The following is a 19,118-nucleotide window of genomic DNA, read 5'->3' as shown; positions in this document are numbered from 1 at the left end:
GCGTTGGGGAGGGCTTCACTCAGATCATGATCCTCTTCGCCTGGGGAGAATCTGGGGAGATCCACTACTGGGAGCTCTCGAACCAGTTCTGCATCGCTGAGCGACCCCGGCCGTCCGCCTCGGGCATCATGTGCGCGTAGATCCGGAGTGTGATCGACGGATCCGCGTGGCCCAGCCACTTCGAGACTGCCACGATCGGCTCCCGCGCGTCCAGCTGCACGCTGGCGAACGTGTGCCGCAGCGCGTGGAAGCCGTTCTCCCGGCTCTCCTGATACGTCAGCACCGTCCGGGTCACACCCGGACGGTGCCGGATGGGCTGCTTCGTCTCCACCGGCGGCGGGATCACGCCTGCTGCGGCCAGGGCCGGCTTCCACACTCGGGTGTCGAACCCGTCGCGCCGGATCGCCCCACCGCGGGCAGCGGTCAGGATCAGCGCATGCGTCTGTGGCGCCCGCTCTTCCGCGTCCCGGTCCGTCGTCGGCGGGCGGGGATCCTTCCATGGCAGTGTCACAGCCCGAGCCGGCCGCTGATTCAGCGACTCCTGGATCCGCTTCAGTAGGTACTCGGGGACGGGCACCACCCGGGTTTTCTCGCCCTTCGGGAGGGCGAACGCCAGCCTGGCGCCTACCTTCTTCACCTGACGGCGCACCAGAATTCGCTGCCCCGTGAAGTCGATGTCGTCAACCGAAAGCCCGAACACCTCGCCCGACCTCAGTCCAGCACCCACGCCCAGATCGACGCAGAGCTGGAACCGCTCGTCCATCGCGGCCTGCACGGCGAGCACTTGCTCCTTGGGCCAGGCACGGGCCTTGGCCGGCGGCCGGGTCGGCACCCTCAGCGTCGTCTGCTTCCGGCAGGGATTACGGGTGAGTCGCTCGTCGTCGATGGCGGCCTGGAAGATGGCCGACAGGTAACGCCAGGCCTCATTCCCCGTCCCGGCTCCGGCAGTCGCCTTGAGGGCCTTCAGCCACTCACCCAGCTGCTTCGTCTTGATGCCGTTCAGCTGGTGGTGCCCCAGATGCGGAACGATGTGGGTCCACACACGGCCCCGCACGGTGGCCTCCGTGGAGGGGTTGTCGTAGTCCCGGCGGGGCCACCACTCCTGCTCGATGTAGTCCCGCAACAGCATCTGGCCGCGGCGTGGATCGACGAACTCGCCAGCCGTCGATTCGTGCTGCGCCTTCGCCAGCCAGGCCTTGGCCCCCTCGGGCCCTTCGAGCTTCTCGAATGACCGGTCCTTAACGCCCGGGATTCCGGCGACCCGGTAGCGCTTCCCCTTGCCCCACCGCTCGGTCCTGCGTTTCTTGCCGGTCGCCGGGTCCGGCTTCTTCGTCATCCAGCGGTCTTCGATGTATCCGGGCAACGTGGCCCCCGTTCGCTTACACCTGGCTCATGGGCTCCGGAGAGTTGTCAATGATCTCACCGGCGTACAGCTGGAACCAGCGCCCGCCGGCGAGTTGCTTCTTGGTGGCGGGGTTCATGGCGGCGGCGAACTGCGCGGTGGTCAGGGCGGAGTTGATATAGACCCTGACGACGCCCCTGCTCTCTGTCACGGCGGGCTCGTCGAGGGGCCAGTCCTTCAGGATGTACTGGATCCGGAGCGGGCAGCCAGGCGTGGCGCGGGAGACGATCTCATCGCCGTGCAACTGGAACCAGTGACTGCTCGCCATGAGCTGGTCGATCTCTATGTTGAGTTGCCGCACTACGTCGATGAGGGGTTGATCCTTGTCGAGGCGGACTCGTATCCGGCCTTTGTCTTCGTCGATGTCCGCCAGCCTTCCCGGCGGCAGGTCATCCACGGCTTCGTAAGCGACGTCCAGCATGAAACCTCCCCGCAGTGCCAACGGTGCACGTTGAGCCACAACGGCCAAAAGTGCACGGTTGGTGAAGGGTACGTCCACGGGGAGTGGTCAACAAGCCGTTGTAGAAATATCTACTTAGGGACAAACCCGGTCGCTTGACGAAAGCGACTCGACTGCCGCTACTCGCCCGCCTCGCGCCGCGCGCGCTCTTCGGCCTCGATCATGTAGCGCCAACGACGCAACTCCTCCGGCGACTTCCCCTTGAGGTGCGTCACGATAATCCGCACCTCGGCGTCGTAGCTGGCCAACTCGGTGGCCTCGTACTGGAGCCACTGCTTTGCCGTGGCTTCCTGGATGCGTTCAAAGGGCTTGCCGAGGGCGGCGGCGATGGCCTTCATCATCGGGACGGTGGGCGGGTTCGTGGGTGGGTTCTTCACGACGCGCTGCAGGTAGGGCTTGGAGACGGTCTCTCCGGTCTCCGAGTCGACGGCCTTCGCGGCGAGCCGGCCGTAGGACTCTCCCTTGTCGAGTGCTTCTTGGATGAGCTGGGAGAGCGCGCCGATCTGCGACGGCTGCTCGGCCGCGCCGGATTCCGGGTCCGTGGCCGGGACCGTCATGTCGTCGTCCTCTCGCGTCACATTCACACCGACTGTCTCTGTGGAGGTTGAAGGGCGCCGGAAAAATAGCAGGTCACCCTGTACAACCTTCCCGTCTCGGAGACGGAGCGTCTACAGAAGCATGCTATCCAGCCACAAGGTTTGCCAATACCGGTCGGTCACCTTGTCCAGTCTCGTAGACGATTCGTCTCTGCTGTGCTTAACTCGTCTCATCAAGGTCGCTCCGCACCACGGGGGAATCGTTGAGCCGTAGATACACACTGAAGAGCGCCCAGATATTCAAGTGGGTCATGAAAAACCCAGGTCGGGGCGCCCCCTACGGATACGACAGCCTGGCCGAGGCCAGCGGCTGCGGGTCCGGCCTCATCGAAAAGCTCGCCACCGGGCGACAGAAGACCGCCGACATGGAAGACGCTCACTCCCTCGTGGAGGCCCTCGGTGTCGCCCTCCTGGTCCTCTTCGCGCCCAGCGCGTCTCCAGAACTGGACGACGCGTCTCCAGAAGAACCCCCCACCAAGAAGGAGTAACCGTGCACAACAGGAAGGGTCCCCGCCCCAGCCCCCCGAAGGGCTGTCTCTGGATCGAGGACGCCGCAGCCCACCTCGGACTGGAGCTCACCACGCTCCGCAAGTGGCGCCTCCTCGGCAAGGGCCCGGTCGGCTTCAAGGTTGGCCGATACGTCGCCTACAAGGTCGCCGATCTGGACGCCTATCTCGACGGTCAGTACCGCGCGGCCACCGAGCCCAACCAGGCCCGCGTCCACGAGTCCCGCCCGCCGGAGCCGCGCATGTCGCGCAAGCCGGCCCGCGCCGCTGCCTGAGCGGCAAAGAGGCCGCCCCGCAGCCACGAGGCGACCTCAGTGATCCACCCCTGACGAACCTCACGAAACGAAAGGGGCTTCACGTGAAGCCATCATCCCAGGACCGCCGGTCCGAGTACATCACTGGTCTGCGCGAGCTGGCCGACTGGCTGGAGCAGCACCCGGACGTCGCCGTCCCGAGCGACGAACGCATGCTGCTGCCGCTGCTCACGAACACCGCCGTGGAGGAGTTTGCTGCCACCCACGGACTGACCATCGAGACAGACTCCGACGGCAACATGGCCGTTGATCTCCGCTTCGGCTGCATCACGTATCACGTCTACGGCTACGTGGACTTCGCCGAGCATCGCAAGAAGGGCGAAGAGAAGCAGGCCCGCGCCTGGGCGGACAGCAACGACATGGTCATCCAGCCTCGCGAGGTCGCGTCGACCCCGTCGCATGCGGACCGCGTCGTCGCCTACCGGAACCCGTGGCGGCCGGGCGTGCTGTTGTGCCGGGAACACGGCGAGGGCTGGGCAGGCATGGAGCCGCTCACCTCCGACGACCTGCCCGACGGCGGCACCTGCACCCACGGCGACCCGGCCGACCCCAGCGACGTGTGCGGCCGGGACGTCTTGATCGACGCCCCCCAGACGGGCGGTGCCCGATGAGCGTCCGTATCCCCACCCCCGACGCCGTCCGCCTGTTCTCCGCCCGCAACGCCCCCGAGCATGTGGTGAAGGCGGCTGCGGATGCGGACCGTGCGGAGGAGTGGCTGCAGATCCCGTGCTCGCTCTCCCGGCCGGCGCAGTTGGCGACCCGCGAACGGGTGCTCGCGCAGTGGCACCGCGCCGACAAGACCCTCGCCGCGACCCCGCTGCGGCCCGAGCAGGCCACGGAGGTCCTCTCGTGAAGTGCGACGAGCCGTACCCGCAGGGCTCCTACGAGGAGTGCCGACTGGACCTGGGTCACGAAGGTGACCACGAGTACTTCGGCACGAAGTGGCCGCGGCTGGAGCCCGCCGAGCCGAACCCGGCCGTCAAGGCCATCCTCGACCGCGCGATCCGTGAGACCCGCACGTGGGGCGAGAACGAGCGCCGCTACCCGGTGGTCATCGAGCGGACCCAGGTGTACGTGGTCTTCGTCGACGCCGACTGCGAGGACAACGCGCTGAAGGACGCGGCCTACGAGCCGTGGGAGTTCGACACCAGCAAGGAGATGCCGATCGACGGCTCCGACCACGTCCGGCGCCTCGATGAGTTCGAGCGCACCGAGGCCTGGCGCTCCGAGATCGGCTACGAGTACGGACCGCGGATCCAGTGCCCCGACTGTGGCGAGCAGTCCTTCCGCCGCGAGTGGTTCCACAACCCGTACCGGAAGTGCCACGGCCCCATCGTGTGGCGCGAGAACGGGGCGCCGAACCCGCGCTACCGGTGGAGCCGCGAGCACCGGGCGCACCCCGGGGCGGGGGTGGCGGCGTGACCAGCACGATGGAGTGGATTCGCCGCACTTACGACCTACCCGCCCGTCACGGCATGCGCATCGAGTACGACGGCAAGCCCGCCACGATCGTCGGCACTCGCGGCCCGCACCTCGCCTTCCGTGTAGACGGCGAGAAGCGCATCACCATCAGCCACCCGTGCTACCGCATCGTCTACCCGGCCGTCCCCGAGCCTGCCCGCCCTCGCGGCTGGTGCAAGCACTGCGGCCAGGACAGGGCCACGACCACCGAGGGCCTGATGGGCCGCCACCACTGGAGTGGCCGCGACTACCTGGGGTCCCGCACCTTCCGCTGGTCCAAGCCCTGCCCCGGCACCGGCAAGCCGCCGTGGAAGCCCGTCCGCAATCTGACCCACCCCGGCGAGCAGCGAGAGCAGGCGACGGCATGAGCGAGCAGCAGAAGAAGAAGCCGGCCCCGACGGATCCGCGTGTGGGCCTGAACCCGACGGGCCGCCCGCGCCGGTCGTCGGCCCGCAGCCGCAGGAAGCATGCCCGCCGCCAAGGAGGTGCCGCGTGAACGCCCGCGAGAGGATCGCCGCCCTGCTGTGGTGGAGCGTGCCCGGCTCGACTGACGAGGAGGCCAAGACCCGCGCGGGCGAGCTGCTCGACGCCTTTGCCGCTGAGGTCCGCTCCGAAGGTGCCGCCCCCGCCTCGTCTGCGCTGCCGGTCGGCGACCAGCCCCAGCCGCTCGACGACACGCGGCTCGCGGAGATTCGAGCGGCCCGCTACACGCTGCGGTCCCTCGCTGCCGCCGACTGCGACATCGACGCCCTGCTGGCTGAGGTCGAGCGCCTCAAGGCGGAGCGACACACCACGAACGAGGCCCTGTCCGACGCGGCCGAAGCGCTGCGCGCGAACCGCGACCGCATCGCCGAGCTGGAGCGCCCTGCCGTCCAGGCGAAGCGCAACGAGATCCGCAGCAGCTACGCCGAGACCATCGCCATGGCCCGCGAGGACCGCGACTTCGAGGGCGCCTTCAACCTCGAATGCCAGCTCCGCGACCGCGAGGAGCAGTGGAAGCGCGAAGACGCCGCCATCACCACCGACCGTGCCGAGGAGGCAGCGTCGTGACCGACCAGACCCGCGTGCTCAACCAAACGATCGCCCTCGGCGCCGACCCCGACGACATCCACTACGACCAGCAGGACGGGCACGCCTTCATCGTCCTCGGCGGCATCCAGATCGCCGTCGGCCTGACCAGCCAGGCCGCCCTCGACAAGCTCGCCACCGTCACCGCCGAGGCCGCCGCCGACCAGCGGGCCCGCACCCTGCGGCAGGTGGCGTGATGACCTCCGCCGTCGGGCCCCGCCCGCTGGCCGACCTGGAACAGGACGCCCTCGCGCAGGTCGAGGAGGAGATGGCCCGCCGCGCCCGAGGCGCCCGGCCGTGGACGCCGTCGGAGTACGTCGACCGCATCGAGCAGGTCCACGTCCGCTACAACCACCGCCGCCAATGGCTGCGGCTGCACGAGCAGGAGGCCGCAGCGTGAGCATCCTCGACCTGCCGCCCATGCCCACCGACGCCGAGCCGGTCATCGTGCCCGGTCTCCTGTCCGGCCTCGGCATCACCCCGCGCACCGCACCCGCCTGGATCACCCACCCCGACCTCATCGCCTCCATCGAGGCCGGACTCATCGACATCGAAGACGAGTTCACGGCCGTCGACCAGCCCACCCTGCGGCAGATCGAGAAGCGCATTGCCGCGGCCGCCTGCTTCTACCTCGTCTGCCAGCAAGCCCGCGTCGCCGAACTCGAACAGCGAGTCGCCGCCGGCTGCATCGACCGCACCGGACTGGAGGCGTAATGGCCCTCAACCTGCTTCCCAAGGGCACCGGCCGGCGCCGCGCCATCGACAAGGTCGCCGAACTGCGCCGCGACCTGAGCCTCGCGCTCAGCCAGATGCACGCCGCTGGAGACGAGATCGCGCTCCTGCAGCAGGACCTTGCCGTGGCCCGCGGGATGCAGGCCGAGGCCGAAGAGATCGTCGTCCAGCAGCAGGCCGAGATCGACGACCTCGCGGCCGAGCGCGACCAGTGGATGGCCGAGACGCTGGCGCTGAAGGCGAGGTTCGCCGCGCAGCTCGCCGCCGAAGCGAACACCCACCGGATCGACGTGCCGCCCATGGTGCGCGACACCACAGCGATCGAGGACCAGGCGACCGGGCCCATCGACGTCCGGCCCCTCTGGGACGCGCGCGGCATTCGACCCGTCACCGACCCGGGCCGCATCTGACCCGCCGCCCGCCGGATGACCACGGGCCGGCGGAGCGGCGCCACAAGAAGAAGCCCCGGACGACGCAACCGCCCGGGGATCCCACACCAGCATCCCACAGGGAGAAGACTCATGATCGGTGAGACCACCGAGTACCGGATGGTTGTCCACGGCGAGCAGCGGTACACCGTCCCCGACGCCATCCAGGCGGCCCCCGGACTGTTCGTGTTCCGCATGCCCGCCGACCAGTCCCTCAACTGCGCGGCCCGCTGGCGCATCGGCCACCACGGCGGGCTCGCCATCGCCGAAGCGATGCGCCGCGAGGACGCCTTCAAGGGCGTCGAGATCCTCGTCCAGTCCGGCATCGACTGGACGCAGGACACCGAGGCCATTCAGGCCGCCATCAAGGGCGACGCAGTCAGCGACCTGACCGCCAAGCTCTCCTGGGCCTGGTGCGAGCAGCCCGGCACCTCGTACATGCCCGGCGACGTGTCCGGCAACGGCATCTACACGGACGCCGACATCGAGGCCACAGCCGCCGAGTTCAAGGCGGACGGCTACAAAGCGCTCGACGTCATGGTCGCGATGACGCACCGCGTGCCGTGGATGGGCCTCGACACCGAGGACTTCAACGAAGCCCACAACCGGATCGTCGAGCTGTCCGGCGCCGCCTGACCCACAGCCACATAGCCGGCGGCGCGTCGAGCCCCCCACTCCGCGCCGCCACCCAGGGCCGCCAGCCCCGGACCCACCCCCCGGTCGGGGCTGGCGGCCCCACCTCGCACACCCTTTTGGAGACCACATGAGCACCACAAACCCCATCCGCCACTGGCAAATCGCCGTCGCACTGCTCGCCTGCATCCTGTGCGGAAGCACCACCGGACCCTTCACCTTCGACGGCCGCTGCGAGACCTGCGCGGACGGCATCGCATGACCGCCGCCGTCGAGATCGAGGCGCCGAAGGTCGTCGACGGCCTGTCCGCCGAGGCGTACCACGCCGACAAGACGTCGATTTCCTCGTCCGGGCTGCGCGCTCTGTTGAACCCCGGCTGCCCCGCCCAGTTCAAATACGACCGCGACCACCCCCAGCCGCCGAAGAAAGAGTTCGACCTCGGACACGCCGCCCACCTGTACGTGCTGGGAGAGGGCCCGGAACTGGAGGTCATCGACTTCCCGGACTGGCGCAAGAAGGACGCCCAGATCCAGCGCGACGATGCCTACGCGGCAGGCAAGGTGCCGCTGCTGACGAAGGACCACGACATGGTCGTGGAGATGGCGGAGCAGATCCGCCGGCATCCGATCGCCGGGCCGCTGTTCACCCCCGGCACCGGTGTCGCAGAGCGGTCGATCTACTGGACCGATCCGGCGACCGGTGTGCGCTGCCGGGTCCGACCGGACTGGCTCCGCGGGCCGATCATCGTCGACTACAAGACGATCAAGGATGCGGCGCCGGACACCATCAGCCGCGCCATCAAAGACCGGGCGTACCACCAGCAGGACGCCTTCTACATCGACGGAGTCGAAGCCGCAGGCCTCGCCCCCGACGGCGCCAGGTTCGTCTTCGTCTTCCAGTCGAAGATCGCGCCCTACCTGATCACGGTCCGCGAACTCACCGACCAGGACCGCGACATCGGCCGCGCCCGCAACGAGCGCGCCCTCCGCCTCTACGCCGACTGCGTCGCCAACGACCACTGGCCCGACTGGACCGGCCCCGTCACCGAAATCCCCCAGATCGGAATGCCGACCTGGGACACCCTCCGACAGGCCGAGGAGTACCTCGGATGAGGGCCGTGAAGCCGATCGAGGATCGGCTCTTCCCGAAGGTTGACGCCACCGGCATCTGCTGGCTGTGGACCGGCGCGAAGGCTCGTAACGGATACGGCGTGATCAACAAGGGTCGCCGAGCAGACGGAGTGTCCGTCGTCCACCGCGTGGTCTGGGAGCTCCTTGTCGGCCCGATACCGGACGGAACCGAGCTTGACCACGTCTGCCGGATCCGCGCCTGCTGCAACCCCGACCACCTCGAACCCGTGACCCGCACCGTCAACGTCGCCCGCGGCTCTCGCCGAGCCGGAGCCCCGCGCAAGACGCACTGCAAGAACGGCCACGCCTTCACCCCCGAGAACACCCTCCCGAACGGACCGCGAGGACGCGCCTGCCGGAAGTGCATGAACGCCGCCAACCGCCGATACCGAGCACGAAAGAAGACCGCCGCATGACCTCCAACGAGATCGCCCAGCGCGACGAGCAGCAGGCCGTCGCCACCACCGACCAGCAGACCAACACCCTGCCCGCCCCGGCACCGAGCGCCGCCACCACCGCGCTCATGCAGTGGGCGCAGGAAGCCGACCTCGCCTACCAGATGGCGCAGAAGCTCGCCGCCACCTCCTTCGTCCCGCAGTCCCTGCGCGGCAAGCCCGGCGACATCACCGCCGCGATCCTCGCCGGCGCCGAGCTCGGGCTGAAGCCGATGGCGACGCTCAAGAGCATCGACGTCATCCAGGGCACCCCGGCGCTGCGGGCGCACGCCATGCGGGCCGTCGTGCAGAAGCAGGGCCACGAGATCGAGCTCGTCGCCTCCGACGCCACGCACTGCGTGATGCGCGGCCGGCGCAAGGGCTCCGAGAACTGGCAGACCGTCGAGTGGACCATCCAGCGCGCCGCGCAGATGAAGCTCACCGACAAGGGCGAGTGGAAGAAGCAGCCGCAGAACATGCTCGTCGCCCGCGCCACCGGCGAACTGTGCCGGCTGATCGCCTCCGACGCCCTGCACGGCATGCCCTACGTCTCCGAGGAGCTGGAGGGCACCGTCCACGCCGAGGTGCTGCCGCAGAAGGCGCCGCTGTCCGTCGCCGCCCTCACGGCCCCCGCCCCGCAGCCCGAGCCTGCACCGGCCGCCGACAGCGCCTACAGCGTGCAGATCGGCAACGGCGACTGGGACACCGACGCCGCCGACGACTCCGTCGACTGGCAGCCCGAGAACGAGCAGTAGCCCGCACACCTGAGGCCGCCCCGCGGGTATCGGGGCGGCCCCACCTCAAGGAGAGCACACCGTGACGACAACACCCGAGCAGGCCCGCGCCGACGCCAACAAGCTCCTCGCCGCCCTCTACGCCAACGTCACCGACTGGACCGAGGCACTGTTCGACCAGGCCCTCCTCGCCATAGCAGGCACCGGCCGGCCGTTCTCCGCCAACGACCTGTGGCAAGTCCTGCCCGAGAGCGGACGGGCCGCCTGCGGCCTGTACTTCGCGCGGCTCACCCACCTCCGCAGCCCGCAGGTGCTGATCCGCATCGGCTACGAGCCGTCGATCAACCCGAAGGCCCACGGCAAGCCCGTCAACGTGTACGCGCTCACCGCGCCCGGCCGCGATTACATCAAGCAGCGGCAGGCCGAGCGCGGCCAGCAGCGGAGGACGGCCGCATGAGCCTCGTCTGGCTGGTGCCCGCCGTCCTCGCCCCGGGCGCTTTCTTCGCCGCCCGCTCCTGGTGGCGCGAACGCCGCTACCTCCCCGCCGCGGCCGACAACCAGCCGCCCCGCGACATCGACGCCCTCATCACCTGCCGCCGCATCAGCGCACTGCCCACCGCACGCCGAGAGGAGAAGCCGTGACCACCGACCAGGCCATCCGTGAAGCGAAGAACCGCTGGGCACGGCGACGCCGCCGCCTCATCGGCTACGGCCAGTGGCAGCCCTTCACTGACGCCGAACCCGCCCGCCGCCACGTCCTCGCCATCCAGGCGACCGGCATGGGCCTTGCCGGGATCGCCAAGCACACCGGCGTCAACCGCGGCTCCCTCGACCACCTGCTCTACGGCAGCCCTCCCATCCCGCCCGCCGCACAGATCCGCACCGAAAACGCGCAGGCCCTCCTCGCCTACTGGCCCAGCCTCGACGACTACGAAGACCGAGCCATCATCGACGCCACCGGCACCCGTCGCCGCATGCAGGCCCTCGCCGTGGCCGGCTGGCCCTCCAAGGCCATCCACCAGCGCGTCCAGGTCGGCAACTTCCAGACCATCGAGAAGCTCCGAGCCCGCACAAAGGTCACTGCCCGGCTCGCCCGCGTGATCCGCGACTTCTACGACGAGGTCTCCGCGAAGACCGCGGAGGACTACGGCGTCGAAGCGTGGGTGGCCGGTCGGACCCGCACCTACGCGGCCAAGGCCCAGTGGGCCGGGCCGGAGGCGTGGGACCCCGACACCATCGACGACCCCGAGGCCCAGCCCGACTGGACCGGTTGTTGCGGCACCGACCGCGGCTGGTGGATGCACAGCATCAACGACATCCCCGCCTGCCCGCGCTGCGAGACCGCCCACGCCGACTGGCTCGCCGAACGCCGGGACCTTCCCGCCAAAGAGCGCTGGCGCCAACTCGCCCTCGCCAAGGGCGCCGCCTCCAACCGCGGCGCCAACCTCGCCCACGACGCCCGCGAACTCATGCGGATCTCCGGCCTCACCTACGACCAGGTAGCCGAACGCCTCGGCATCACCCGCCAGCACCTCTACCAGGAACTCACCCGCCACCCCGACACCGAGACGGAGCTCGCCGCATGATGTACCGCCACGACAACGACGCCTTGACGGTCATGGACTGGTTCTGTGGCGCTGGAGGCTCCAGCCAGGGCATGCACTCCATCCCTGGCGTCCGCATGGAACGGGCGGCGAACCATTGGGAGCGCGCGATCGAGTCGCACGCCGCGAACTTCCCGACCGTCGATCACTACCGCGGCGACATCCGCGAAGCCCCGGTCGACAAGTGGCCCGTCACGGACATCTTCTGGGCGTCGCCCGAGTGCCCGCAGTGGTCCAACGCCCGCGGCAAGAAGCGCGACTTCGACGCCTCCCTCCAGGGCGACCTCTTCGACGGCTTCGGCCCGTCGGAGGAAGTCGAGCGCAGCCGGGCGCTGATGGAGGAAGTCCCCATGTACCTGCGCGGCGTGCAGGAGCGCGGCGGCCTGGTCAAGGCCGGCGTGGTCGAGAACGTCGTCGACGTCCGGGCGTGGGATCAGTGGGACCGGTGGCTCGGCGAGATCCGCAAGCTCGGCTACAAGACCCGCGTCATCGCCCTCAACAGCATGCACGCCGACCCGCGCACCGTGCACAAGGCGCCCCAGTCCCGCGACCGCCTGTACGTCGCCTACTGGCACGAGACCCTGGCCCGCACGCCCGACTGGGACAAGTGGCTGAGGCCGCGCGCCTGGTGCACCGGCTGCGACACCTGGGTGCAGGCCTTGCAGCGGTTCAAGCAGCCCGGGCGCGACATGGGCCGCTACCGCCAGCAGTACGTCTACCGCTGCCCGAACACCACCTGCCGCAACCAGGTCGTCGAACCCGAGACGCTCCCGGCCGCGGTTGCGATCGACTGGACGATCCCGGGCCAGCGGATCGGGGACCGGGCCAAGCCGCTCGCCGACAAGACCCTCGCCCGGATCCAGGCCGGCCTCGACAAGTTCGCCCGGCCCATGGTCGTCCCCGCGGGCGGCACCTGGCGTAACGAGGCCACCCCCGCAGACGAGCCGATGCCGACCCGCACCACCCGCGAGAACGACGGGCTGGCCATCCCGCCCTTCATCACCGAACTCCGAGGCGGCAGCAGTGTCCGGTCGGTCGGCGACCCGCTCGCGACGGTGGCGACCTCGGGCGGTCACCACGGCCTAGCTGTCCCTCCGCTGCTGATCCCGGTCGAGGGGCGGGACGGTAAGGAGCCGCGCTCAGCCAACGACCCGCTGCGCACCCAGACCGCCCGCAACGAGACCGGCCTCGCCTGGCTCCCGTTCATGGTCACCATGCGCGGCGGCGGCGACCAGCTGCGCGGACGCTCCATCGGCGAGCCGGTCGGGACCGTGTCCGCCAACGGCAACCACCACGGCCTCGTGACCCCGGAGAACGTCGACTGGCAGTCGCTCCTGGTGCCGTACTACGGCAACGGCCAGGCGCGCACCGTCCGCGAGCCCGTCGGCACGCTGTCCACCCGCGACCGGTACGCCCTCGTCCGAGGCGACGTCGACATCAACGACGTGCTGTTCAGGATGTTGGAGCCTCACGAGATCGGCCGGGCCATGAGCTTCGCCGACCAGTACATCGTGCTCGGCAACAAGCGGGAGCGCGTCCGCCAGTACGGCAACGCCGTCACCCCCAACTGCGCCGAGGTCATCGTCGCCGCCCTCGTCGAAGCGATCACCGGCGAAGACCTCGACCGACACACCGAGCCGCAGTACGAGACCGCCGCGTGACCGCGGTCCGCCGGCCGCGCGCCGGACCCTGACCCGCCAGCACCGACAAGCCATCCGCCGCCCGCTCTGACCAAGAAGAGAGAACCCCATGGGCTACGAGCTCCGCCGCCAACTGCGCGAGGCGCTTGGGCCGGACATCACCGGCCTCCAGCGCGCCGTCGCGCTGGAGATCGCCGACGACGCCAACGAGCGCACGCGGCGAAGCTGGGCCGCGCTCGAGGACCTGGCGCGCTGGACCGGCGCCAAGGATGGGAGCGTCGTCCGGAACGCGCTGAAGCGGCTTGCCGCGGCCGGCTGGGAGTTCCGGGTTCCGATCGGCAAGGGCAAGGACGGGCGCGCCCTGTACGCGGTGCCCGGCACTCGAATGACGTTCCTCGTACCCCACTTCGAAGGGGGAGCCACGGCTACCCCTTCCAGTGGCAAGGGAGAGCCCGGGCTACCTCTAGGGGGAGCCACCGCTACCCCTTCACCCCCACAAGGGGGAGCCACGGCACCTTCAGAAGGTGCCGTGGCTCCTTCTGAAGGTGCCGTGGCTCCCCCCTTCTCCTCATACTCCTCAGACTCAAAGAAGCTAGCTAGCCGGCAGCCCGCCGCCGATCTTGACTACGGGATCCCCGCCGACGCCCGCCCGCTCATCAACAGCCTCGCGGCAGCAGGCGTCAACGTCCGCTGGCCCTTCCGCGGCAACGACTGGTTCCCCCTCCTCGCGCTCATCAAGAAGTCCGGCGTGCCCGCCATGGTCGACCACGCCCTCAAGGTCGCCGCCCGCACCCCGGTCGACTCCGCCCGCTACTTCATGCCGGGCTGGAGCGAACTCGCACCCATCCCGCCCGCCGACACCCCCCGGCCCGCACTCCACGCCGTGCCCGCCACCCGCTCCACCGCCGACCAGCGCGTCGCCCAGGGCCAGGCCCTCGCCGCCATGTTCCGCGAGCAGGAGCAGCGCGCCCTCGAGGCCGGCCACACCAACCAGGAGCCCGCATGACCCTCGCCGAAACCGCAGACCTGCTGTCCATCGCCGCCGCCATCGACAAACGCACCCTCGGCGAATCCGACGTCCGGGCCTGGCAGATGGTCCTCGACGACATCCCCTTCGAAGCCGCCCGCATCGCGCTGCGCGAGCACTACCGCGAGACGACCAAGCCCGCCATGCCCGCCGACATCGTCCGCCGCGCCAAGCCCACCAACACCTACGAGTCCTACGCCGAGAAGGGGATCTTCTAGTGACGACCGACCTCGAGCCCGAGCTGCTCGAGCGGACACCGCCCCGCGACATCGCCGCCGAACAGTCAGCCCTCGGTGCCTGCCTCATGTCGCGCAGCGCCTGCGCCGAAGTCCTCGCCACCGTCACCCCCGAGGCCTACTACAAGCCGCAGCACGCCACGATCCACTGCGCCATCGCCGACCTGTTCATGGCCGGCGAGCCCATCGACCAGATCACCGTCGCCAAGTACCTGGGCGACCGCGGGGACCTCGCCAGGATCGGCGGCCAGGTCTACCTGTGGGAGCTCGTCCGGGCCGTACCCACACCGGAGAACGGCCCGTACTACGCCGAGGTCGTGCAGGACCGCGGCCTGCGCCGGTCGCTGATCGAACTCGGCAACCGCCTGGCGCAGATGGGCTACAGCCCGGACGGCGAAACCACCGAGATCATCGAGCGGGCCGTGACCCTGACCCGCGAACTGCGCGACCAGGGCCGCGAAGCGGAAGACCTGCCGCTGGAGGACATCCTCGACTTCGTCCAGCACGAGGACACCTACGACTGGATCGTGCCCGGCCTGCTCGAGCGCATGGACCGGCTGATCCTCACCGCCTCCGAAGGCGGCGGCAAGTCCGTGCTGCTGCGGCAGATGGCCGTCACCCTCGCCGCCGGCATCCACCCGTTCGACACGTGGAAGACCATCGACCCCATCCGGGTTCTCACCCTCGACTGCGAGAACAGCGCCAGCTCCAGCCGCCGCAAGTACCGCCCCCTGCTCGCTGCGGCGAACGACCTCGAGCAGCCCGTGCAGCGCGGCCAGTTCCACATCGAGTGCCGCCCCGAAGGCCTCGACCTCACCCGCGCCCAGGACCGCGCCTGGATGATGCGCCGCGTCGAGAAGGCCAAGCCCGACCTGCTGATCATCGGTCCGATCTACCGCCTCCACGCGGGCGACCCCAACTCGGAGGAACTCGCCCGCAAGGTCAGCGTCGTCATCGACGAGGCCCGCGCCACCGCCGGATGCGCCGTCCTCATGGAAGCCCACAGCCCGCACCACAACGGCTTCGGACAGCACCGCACCCTGCGGCCCGTCGGCTCGTCGCTGTGGATGCGCTGGCCCGAGTTCGGCTTCGGCCTGCGCCCCGTCGAGGACGAGAAGTCCGCAGCGCCCGGCGACGGCGCCCGCGGCCGGCGGGTCATCCCGTGGCGCGGCATGCGCGACGAACGCGACTTCCCCGCCTTCATCAAGCAGGGCGACAAGTGGCCCTGGATCTCCTACAAGCCCATCGACGCCGACCCCCTCACCGGCTACAGCGAAACGGGAGCGATCTGGTGACTGACCCCAACCCCCTCTACGGCGACGCCTGCGAGGCCTGCCCGACCTACGACGTGTTCCCCGAGTCCGCGCTCCGCGACGGCGCCGAGGGACTCATCGCCGGCTACCACTGCCCCAACTGCGGCCACATCTGGACCTGCGGCTGGCAGATCGTCCCCGGCCGGGCCATACCGCCCGAGCCCGCCGTCGACTCGCCGCTCTTCAACGAACACGTCACCGCGCGCATCCACGAGCAAGCCGCCATCGCCCGAGCCCGCAAGCACCTCAACAAGGAGACCCCGTGACCACGACCCACCACCCCGCCGCCTGATGCCCGCCGCGCGTTGACGCCCGCCTGACCACCCAGAGGAGACACCGTGAGCACCGACCTGAAGCCTCTCGCCCCGCTCGCCCGCACCATCGCCGAAACCGTCCGCGACACCCCGGTCCGCGTCGGCACCCCGGAAGGCGCCGCAGACCTCGTCGCCCAGCTGACCGTGAAGGTCGCCGCCTACATGGGCCGTGAGCTCCCCGACACCCCGGGCCTCGCCGCGCACATGGTCGAGGTCGACGCCGAACGCCAGCGGCAGCTCGCGAAGTGGGGCGACCAGCACCACCCCGACGGGACGGGTGCCCGTCGCTGGCGGGACGCCGCGAACCACGTGCGCGGCGAGGTGGACGACGACGCCCGCCTGGGGCGCACGACCTGGCAGGGGATTCTCCGCGAGGAGGTGTTCGAGGCTCTCGCCGAGTCCGACCCCAAGGCCCTGCGGACCGAGCTGGTGCAGTGCGCGGCCGTCATCCAGGCGTGGATCGCCGACATCGACTCCCGCCCCGCCGCCACCTCTGCCCCGTGACCGCAGACGGCCCGGCGGTGGAGCTAGCACCGCCGGGCCTGGCACCCACCGTACCCAGCCCCGGAAGGAACCCGATGACCGACGACCACGTGCAGCACACCTGGCACCTCGCCCACCCCAACGGCGACGAGATCACCATCGACCTGTGGACCGACGGCGAGAACGTGCGCGTAGACGGCGGACCCGACGACGGCCACGACGACGACCGCGGCCAGACGGCGGTCGACCATCTGCTGGCGAAGTACACCGCGGCCGGCTACCGGCTGGTGCGCGACTACCCCGTCAACGACCCGGAGACGCACCACGACGAGGCGCCAGACGCCGAGCCCGACGGCAAGCCCGACCAGTGCCCCGAGTGCGGCAGCCCCGTCGAGTACGCGGCGAACCACAGCAGCGACTACCGCGAAGGCCCGGCCTGGCTGTGCACCGGCTGCCGCTGGGGCCAGTACCTCGTCGCCTGACCACCCGCCCCGCCGGCCGTCTCGCGCGGCCGGCCCCACCCCTGGAGGACCAATGACCGACCAGACCGCCTACACCGAAGTGCTCGCCCGCCTGCTCTGTGCCGCTGATGTTCATGTCCACGGTGACGACCACCCCACCTGGCAGCAGCTGGTCGGCGAGCCCGGTGGCCGTATCCGGGACGACTACCGCAAGGCCGCCAGCTGGCTGGCCGCCCGGCTGACCGTCACGGGCCAGATGCCCGCCGCTCCCGCCGTTCAGGCGCCCGCCGCCGACCGGGACGCCGCGACCGCAGGGTTCGTGCTGTGGCTCGACGCCTCGGACGGCTCGGTTCCCACGCACGATGGAGTCCAGTGGCCTGACGGCATCGTGACCATCCACCACCGCCACTTCGGGATCACCACCACGCACCACAGCGCTGAAGCCGCCTGCCAAGCCGCGCACGGCAAGCAGGGTCGCATCGTCTGGCCCGAGCCCGCGCCCACCGACCGGGCCGAGTGGGACGCCCTGGCCAGTGACACCGACCGGCTCCGGAAGGCCTGGGGCGAGATGCGGGACCGTGCCGAGCGCATCGAGGCGGAGGTGCAGCGGCTGACCACCGACCGGGCCGCCGTGCTGCGGGAAGCCGCCGCTCACCTCGAACGCCAGGCCGACCAGCTGTGGGCGTCCGGCAGCAGGGCGCACACGGTGATGTACGCCGACGCCGCCGAGCTGCGTCGCATGGCCGACGGGGCGGGCGCATGGTGCAAGTGCCGATCCTGCTGGGGCTGGTTCGTCAACGACCACCCCGGCGAGGACCTGGACGAGCTGGGGAAGGACCTCAGCTGGTGGTCGGGCCTCCCGGTGCACCGCGATGCACCCACCGGGGCGCAGCAGCCGGGGGAGTCCCGGTGACCGGCCCGTCGTCTGCCCCCCGCGGCGAGCGGGCCGGTACGCCGGGTGCCCGTTGGGAGACGCGGCTGGTGTGGTCCGGCGAGGAGGTCGTCGACGACGACGCGGAGCCACCCCGGCCGAACCGGGCCACACGGCGCGCAGCGAAGCGGCAGCGACCGCGTAAGGCGGAAGAGGCCCGAGAAGGCCCCCAGACGCCCGTCTCCCGGCCGAACACCCCGCAGTGGACCCCGTTCCCGCTCCGAGCCGCAGACGGGCGCTCAGAGCCGCCAATCCGAACCGTCGACCCCACGGAGCCCCGAATGACCCCCGAACCCCAGCCCCGCGGCCCCGTCGACTGGGCCCGCCGGCAAGCCGCCGAACGCCAGCAGCGGCTCGACCCGGACGCCATCATCCGGGCCGCCAAGTTCACCGCCGCCCACTGGCACCAAGCCGCCCTCGACCGCGACGACATCCCCATGGCCCACGCCATCGCCTGCATCCGCGCCGCCCTCGCAGGTGAGGCCCGCCCCGACCAACTCGGTCTGGACGAGCACGAGCACGACGCGTTCCGCGCCGCACTCCAGCCGCCCGCCCACAACGACGGCCGCAGCGTCGCCGAGGCCGCTGCCGACGACCGCGCCCACTGGGAACGCAAGTACGCCGGGGAGGGCCAGTGAAGCCCTACCGCGTCCTCGTCACCGGCAGCCGCGACTGGCCCACGCCCGCCGTGGTGTGGGGCGCGCTCAACGACGTCCGCGACGAAGCCCTCACCGCCGACCGGCACCTTGTCGTCGTCCACGGAGCCTGCCCGCGCGGCGCCGACGACCACGCCGCCAAGTGGTGCACGACCGCCGTCCAGTTCGTCAACGGCGTCACCGAGGAACGCCATCCCGCCGACTGGCAGATCAACGGCAAGCGGGCCGGGTTCATCCGCAACGCCCACATGGTCAACCTCGGCGCCGACCTGTGCCTCGCCTTCATCCGCAACGGCAGCCGCGGCGCCAGCCACACCGCTGCCCTCGCCGAACAGGCCGGGATCCCCGTCCGGAGGTGGACGGCGTGACCTGGCAGCGGCAGGAGATCGCCACCACCTGCGACTCCTGCCGCGCCTACTGGAACGTCCTCCAAGACCTCGGCGAGGAATGGGACGCCGCCGGACGGCCCGCCGACCCCGACCACTGGGGCGTGATCATCGCCCGCGCCCTCGCCGCCTACAGCCAACACCTCGCCGACCACCTCCCCGCCTGAC

The 19,118-nt window shown here is 70.3% G+C and carries 34 protein-coding genes; 31 read left to right on the top strand and 3 right to left on the bottom strand.

Annotated features, from left to right (window positions below):
* Positions 1 to 64 precede the first annotated feature (64 nt).
* From ACIBL4_RS20210 to ACIBL4_RS20200, 3 genes are all read right to left on the bottom strand, one after another.
* Positions 65 to 1,336 (bottom strand): tyrosine-type recombinase/integrase, encoded by a 1,272-nt coding sequence (locus ACIBL4_RS20210; RefSeq protein WP_399411924.1) that lies wholly within the window; start codon positions 1,334 to 1,336, stop codon positions 65 to 67.
* Positions 1,337 to 1,379: 43 nt separating this feature from the next.
* On the bottom strand, positions 1,380 to 1,823 hold the full coding sequence (locus tag ACIBL4_RS20205) for a hypothetical protein (protein WP_399411922.1): 444 nt from the start codon (positions 1,821 to 1,823) through the stop codon (positions 1,380 to 1,382).
* Between the two features lie 158 nt (positions 1,824 to 1,981).
* Positions 1,982 to 2,419 (bottom strand): hypothetical protein, encoded by a 438-nt coding sequence (locus ACIBL4_RS20200; protein WP_399411920.1) that lies wholly within the window; start codon positions 2,417 to 2,419, stop codon positions 1,982 to 1,984.
* Positions 2,420 to 2,709: 290 nt separating this feature from the next.
* Here ACIBL4_RS20200 and ACIBL4_RS20195 point away from each other — a divergent pair, with 290 nt between their 5' ends.
* From ACIBL4_RS20195 to ACIBL4_RS20045, 31 genes are all read left to right on the top strand, one after another.
* Positions 2,710 to 2,946, top strand: a complete 237-nt coding sequence (locus ACIBL4_RS20195; RefSeq protein WP_399411918.1) for a hypothetical protein — start codon at positions 2,710 to 2,712, stop codon at positions 2,944 to 2,946.
* 2 nt (positions 2,947 to 2,948) lie between these two features.
* On the top strand, positions 2,949 to 3,239 hold the full coding sequence (locus ACIBL4_RS20190) for a helix-turn-helix transcriptional regulator (protein ID WP_399411916.1): 291 nt from the start codon (positions 2,949 to 2,951) through the stop codon (positions 3,237 to 3,239).
* Positions 3,240 to 3,322: 83 nt separating this feature from the next.
* Positions 3,323 to 3,889 (top strand): hypothetical protein, encoded by a 567-nt coding sequence (locus tag ACIBL4_RS20185; protein WP_399411914.1) that lies wholly within the window; start codon positions 3,323 to 3,325, stop codon positions 3,887 to 3,889.
* Complete coding sequence (locus tag ACIBL4_RS20180; protein WP_399411912.1) at positions 3,886 to 4,131, top strand: hypothetical protein; 246 nt, start codon at positions 3,886 to 3,888, stop codon at positions 4,129 to 4,131. The genes ACIBL4_RS20185 and ACIBL4_RS20180 overlap by 4 nt, the downstream gene beginning before the upstream one ends.
* On the top strand, positions 4,128 to 4,700 hold the full coding sequence (locus ACIBL4_RS20175; protein ID WP_399411910.1) for a hypothetical protein: 573 nt from the start codon (positions 4,128 to 4,130) through the stop codon (positions 4,698 to 4,700). The genes ACIBL4_RS20180 and ACIBL4_RS20175 overlap by 4 nt, the downstream gene beginning before the upstream one ends.
* Positions 4,697 to 5,107 carry a hypothetical protein gene (locus tag ACIBL4_RS20170; RefSeq protein ID WP_399411908.1) on the top strand — a complete coding sequence of 137 codons (411 nt, stop codon included), beginning with the start codon at positions 4,697 to 4,699 and terminating at the stop codon, positions 5,105 to 5,107. Before ACIBL4_RS20175 ends, ACIBL4_RS20170 begins: the two co-directional genes overlap by 4 nt.
* Entirely contained in the window at positions 5,104 to 5,235 is a 132-nt protein-coding gene (locus tag ACIBL4_RS20165) for a hypothetical protein (RefSeq protein ID WP_399411906.1), read from the top strand. Before ACIBL4_RS20170 ends, ACIBL4_RS20165 begins: the two co-directional genes overlap by 4 nt.
* Positions 5,232 to 5,789: a hypothetical protein gene (locus ACIBL4_RS20160; RefSeq protein WP_399411904.1), complete on the top strand. Its 558-nt coding sequence runs from the start codon at positions 5,232 to 5,234 to the stop codon at positions 5,787 to 5,789. The genes ACIBL4_RS20165 and ACIBL4_RS20160 overlap by 4 nt, the downstream gene beginning before the upstream one ends.
* Complete coding sequence (locus ACIBL4_RS20155; RefSeq protein WP_399411902.1) at positions 5,786 to 6,004, top strand: hypothetical protein; 219 nt, start codon at positions 5,786 to 5,788, stop codon at positions 6,002 to 6,004. The genes ACIBL4_RS20160 and ACIBL4_RS20155 overlap by 4 nt, the downstream gene beginning before the upstream one ends.
* Entirely contained in the window at positions 6,004 to 6,207 is a 204-nt protein-coding gene (locus ACIBL4_RS20150; RefSeq protein WP_399411900.1) for a hypothetical protein, read from the top strand. The genes ACIBL4_RS20155 and ACIBL4_RS20150 overlap by 1 nt, the downstream gene beginning before the upstream one ends.
* Entirely contained in the window at positions 6,204 to 6,521 is a 318-nt protein-coding gene (locus ACIBL4_RS20145) for a hypothetical protein (protein WP_399411898.1), read from the top strand. Before ACIBL4_RS20150 ends, ACIBL4_RS20145 begins: the two co-directional genes overlap by 4 nt.
* Complete coding sequence (locus ACIBL4_RS20140) at positions 6,521 to 6,949, top strand: hypothetical protein (protein WP_399411896.1); 429 nt, start codon at positions 6,521 to 6,523, stop codon at positions 6,947 to 6,949. The genes ACIBL4_RS20145 and ACIBL4_RS20140 overlap by 1 nt, the downstream gene beginning before the upstream one ends.
* A gap of 111 nt (positions 6,950 to 7,060) precedes the next feature.
* Positions 7,061 to 7,603, top strand: a complete 543-nt coding sequence (locus tag ACIBL4_RS20135) for a hypothetical protein (protein ID WP_399411894.1) — start codon at positions 7,061 to 7,063, stop codon at positions 7,601 to 7,603.
* 127 nt (positions 7,604 to 7,730) lie between these two features.
* Complete coding sequence (locus ACIBL4_RS20130) at positions 7,731 to 7,862, top strand: hypothetical protein (protein WP_399411892.1); 132 nt, start codon at positions 7,731 to 7,733, stop codon at positions 7,860 to 7,862.
* The gene (locus ACIBL4_RS20125; protein ID WP_399411891.1) at positions 7,859 to 8,713 is read left to right on the top strand and encodes a PD-(D/E)XK nuclease-like domain-containing protein; all 855 of its coding nucleotides are present in this window, start codon (positions 7,859 to 7,861) and stop codon (positions 8,711 to 8,713) included. The genes ACIBL4_RS20130 and ACIBL4_RS20125 overlap by 4 nt, the downstream gene beginning before the upstream one ends.
* Positions 8,710 to 9,147: an HNH endonuclease signature motif containing protein gene (locus tag ACIBL4_RS20120; RefSeq protein ID WP_399411888.1), complete on the top strand. Its 438-nt coding sequence runs from the start codon at positions 8,710 to 8,712 to the stop codon at positions 9,145 to 9,147. Before ACIBL4_RS20125 ends, ACIBL4_RS20120 begins: the two co-directional genes overlap by 4 nt.
* Complete coding sequence (locus ACIBL4_RS20115) at positions 9,144 to 9,920, top strand: hypothetical protein (protein WP_399411885.1); 777 nt, start codon at positions 9,144 to 9,146, stop codon at positions 9,918 to 9,920. The genes ACIBL4_RS20120 and ACIBL4_RS20115 overlap by 4 nt, the downstream gene beginning before the upstream one ends.
* A 61-nt stretch (positions 9,921 to 9,981) precedes the next feature.
* Complete coding sequence (locus ACIBL4_RS20110) at positions 9,982 to 10,356, top strand: hypothetical protein (protein ID WP_399411883.1); 375 nt, start codon at positions 9,982 to 9,984, stop codon at positions 10,354 to 10,356.
* Positions 10,353 to 10,541 (top strand): hypothetical protein, encoded by a 189-nt coding sequence (locus tag ACIBL4_RS20105; RefSeq protein WP_399411881.1) that lies wholly within the window; start codon positions 10,353 to 10,355, stop codon positions 10,539 to 10,541. Before ACIBL4_RS20110 ends, ACIBL4_RS20105 begins: the two co-directional genes overlap by 4 nt.
* Positions 10,538 to 11,485 carry a hypothetical protein gene (locus ACIBL4_RS20100; RefSeq protein WP_399411879.1) on the top strand — a complete coding sequence of 316 codons (948 nt, stop codon included), beginning with the start codon at positions 10,538 to 10,540 and terminating at the stop codon, positions 11,483 to 11,485. Before ACIBL4_RS20105 ends, ACIBL4_RS20100 begins: the two co-directional genes overlap by 4 nt.
* Positions 11,482 to 13,164: a DNA cytosine methyltransferase gene (locus ACIBL4_RS20095; RefSeq protein ID WP_399411877.1), complete on the top strand. Its 1,683-nt coding sequence runs from the start codon at positions 11,482 to 11,484 to the stop codon at positions 13,162 to 13,164. Before ACIBL4_RS20100 ends, ACIBL4_RS20095 begins: the two co-directional genes overlap by 4 nt.
* Positions 13,165 to 13,252: 88 nt before the next feature.
* Positions 13,253 to 14,149: a hypothetical protein gene (locus ACIBL4_RS20090; RefSeq protein ID WP_399411875.1), complete on the top strand. Its 897-nt coding sequence runs from the start codon at positions 13,253 to 13,255 to the stop codon at positions 14,147 to 14,149.
* Positions 14,146 to 14,388: a hypothetical protein gene (locus ACIBL4_RS20085; protein ID WP_059416237.1), complete on the top strand. Its 243-nt coding sequence runs from the start codon at positions 14,146 to 14,148 to the stop codon at positions 14,386 to 14,388. Before ACIBL4_RS20090 ends, ACIBL4_RS20085 begins: the two co-directional genes overlap by 4 nt.
* The gene (locus ACIBL4_RS20080; RefSeq protein WP_399411872.1) at positions 14,388 to 15,701 is read left to right on the top strand and encodes a DnaB-like helicase N-terminal domain-containing protein; all 1,314 of its coding nucleotides are present in this window, start codon (positions 14,388 to 14,390) and stop codon (positions 15,699 to 15,701) included. The genes ACIBL4_RS20085 and ACIBL4_RS20080 overlap by 1 nt, the downstream gene beginning before the upstream one ends.
* Positions 15,698 to 15,985 (top strand): hypothetical protein, encoded by a 288-nt coding sequence (locus ACIBL4_RS20075; protein WP_399411870.1) that lies wholly within the window; start codon positions 15,698 to 15,700, stop codon positions 15,983 to 15,985. Before ACIBL4_RS20080 ends, ACIBL4_RS20075 begins: the two co-directional genes overlap by 4 nt.
* A 72-nt stretch (positions 15,986 to 16,057) precedes the next feature.
* Complete coding sequence (locus ACIBL4_RS20070; RefSeq protein ID WP_399411868.1) at positions 16,058 to 16,537, top strand: NUDIX hydrolase; 480 nt, start codon at positions 16,058 to 16,060, stop codon at positions 16,535 to 16,537.
* 74 nt (positions 16,538 to 16,611) lie between these two features.
* A complete protein-coding gene (locus ACIBL4_RS20065; RefSeq protein WP_399411866.1) occupies positions 16,612 to 16,998 on the top strand; it encodes a hypothetical protein in 387 nt (128 codons plus the stop codon).
* Positions 16,999 to 17,050: 52 nt separating this feature from the next.
* A complete protein-coding gene (locus ACIBL4_RS20060) occupies positions 17,051 to 17,890 on the top strand; it encodes a hypothetical protein (protein ID WP_399411864.1) in 840 nt (279 codons plus the stop codon).
* Between the two features lie 299 nt (positions 17,891 to 18,189).
* Complete coding sequence (locus tag ACIBL4_RS20055; RefSeq protein ID WP_399411862.1) at positions 18,190 to 18,546, top strand: hypothetical protein; 357 nt, start codon at positions 18,190 to 18,192, stop codon at positions 18,544 to 18,546.
* Entirely contained in the window at positions 18,543 to 18,932 is a 390-nt protein-coding gene (locus tag ACIBL4_RS20050) for an SLOG family protein (protein WP_399411860.1), read from the top strand. Before ACIBL4_RS20055 ends, ACIBL4_RS20050 begins: the two co-directional genes overlap by 4 nt.
* A complete protein-coding gene (locus tag ACIBL4_RS20045) occupies positions 18,929 to 19,117 on the top strand; it encodes a hypothetical protein (protein WP_399411858.1) in 189 nt (62 codons plus the stop codon). The genes ACIBL4_RS20050 and ACIBL4_RS20045 overlap by 4 nt, the downstream gene beginning before the upstream one ends.
* The last annotated feature ends 1 nt before the right edge of the window (position 19,118 follow it).

Source organism: Streptomyces sp. NPDC050416 (genome assembly GCF_044458845.1).
Taxonomy (GTDB): Bacteria; Actinomycetota; Actinomycetes; order Streptomycetales; family Streptomycetaceae; genus Streptomyces.
This window is presented reverse-complemented; position numbering and strand designations above follow the sequence as displayed.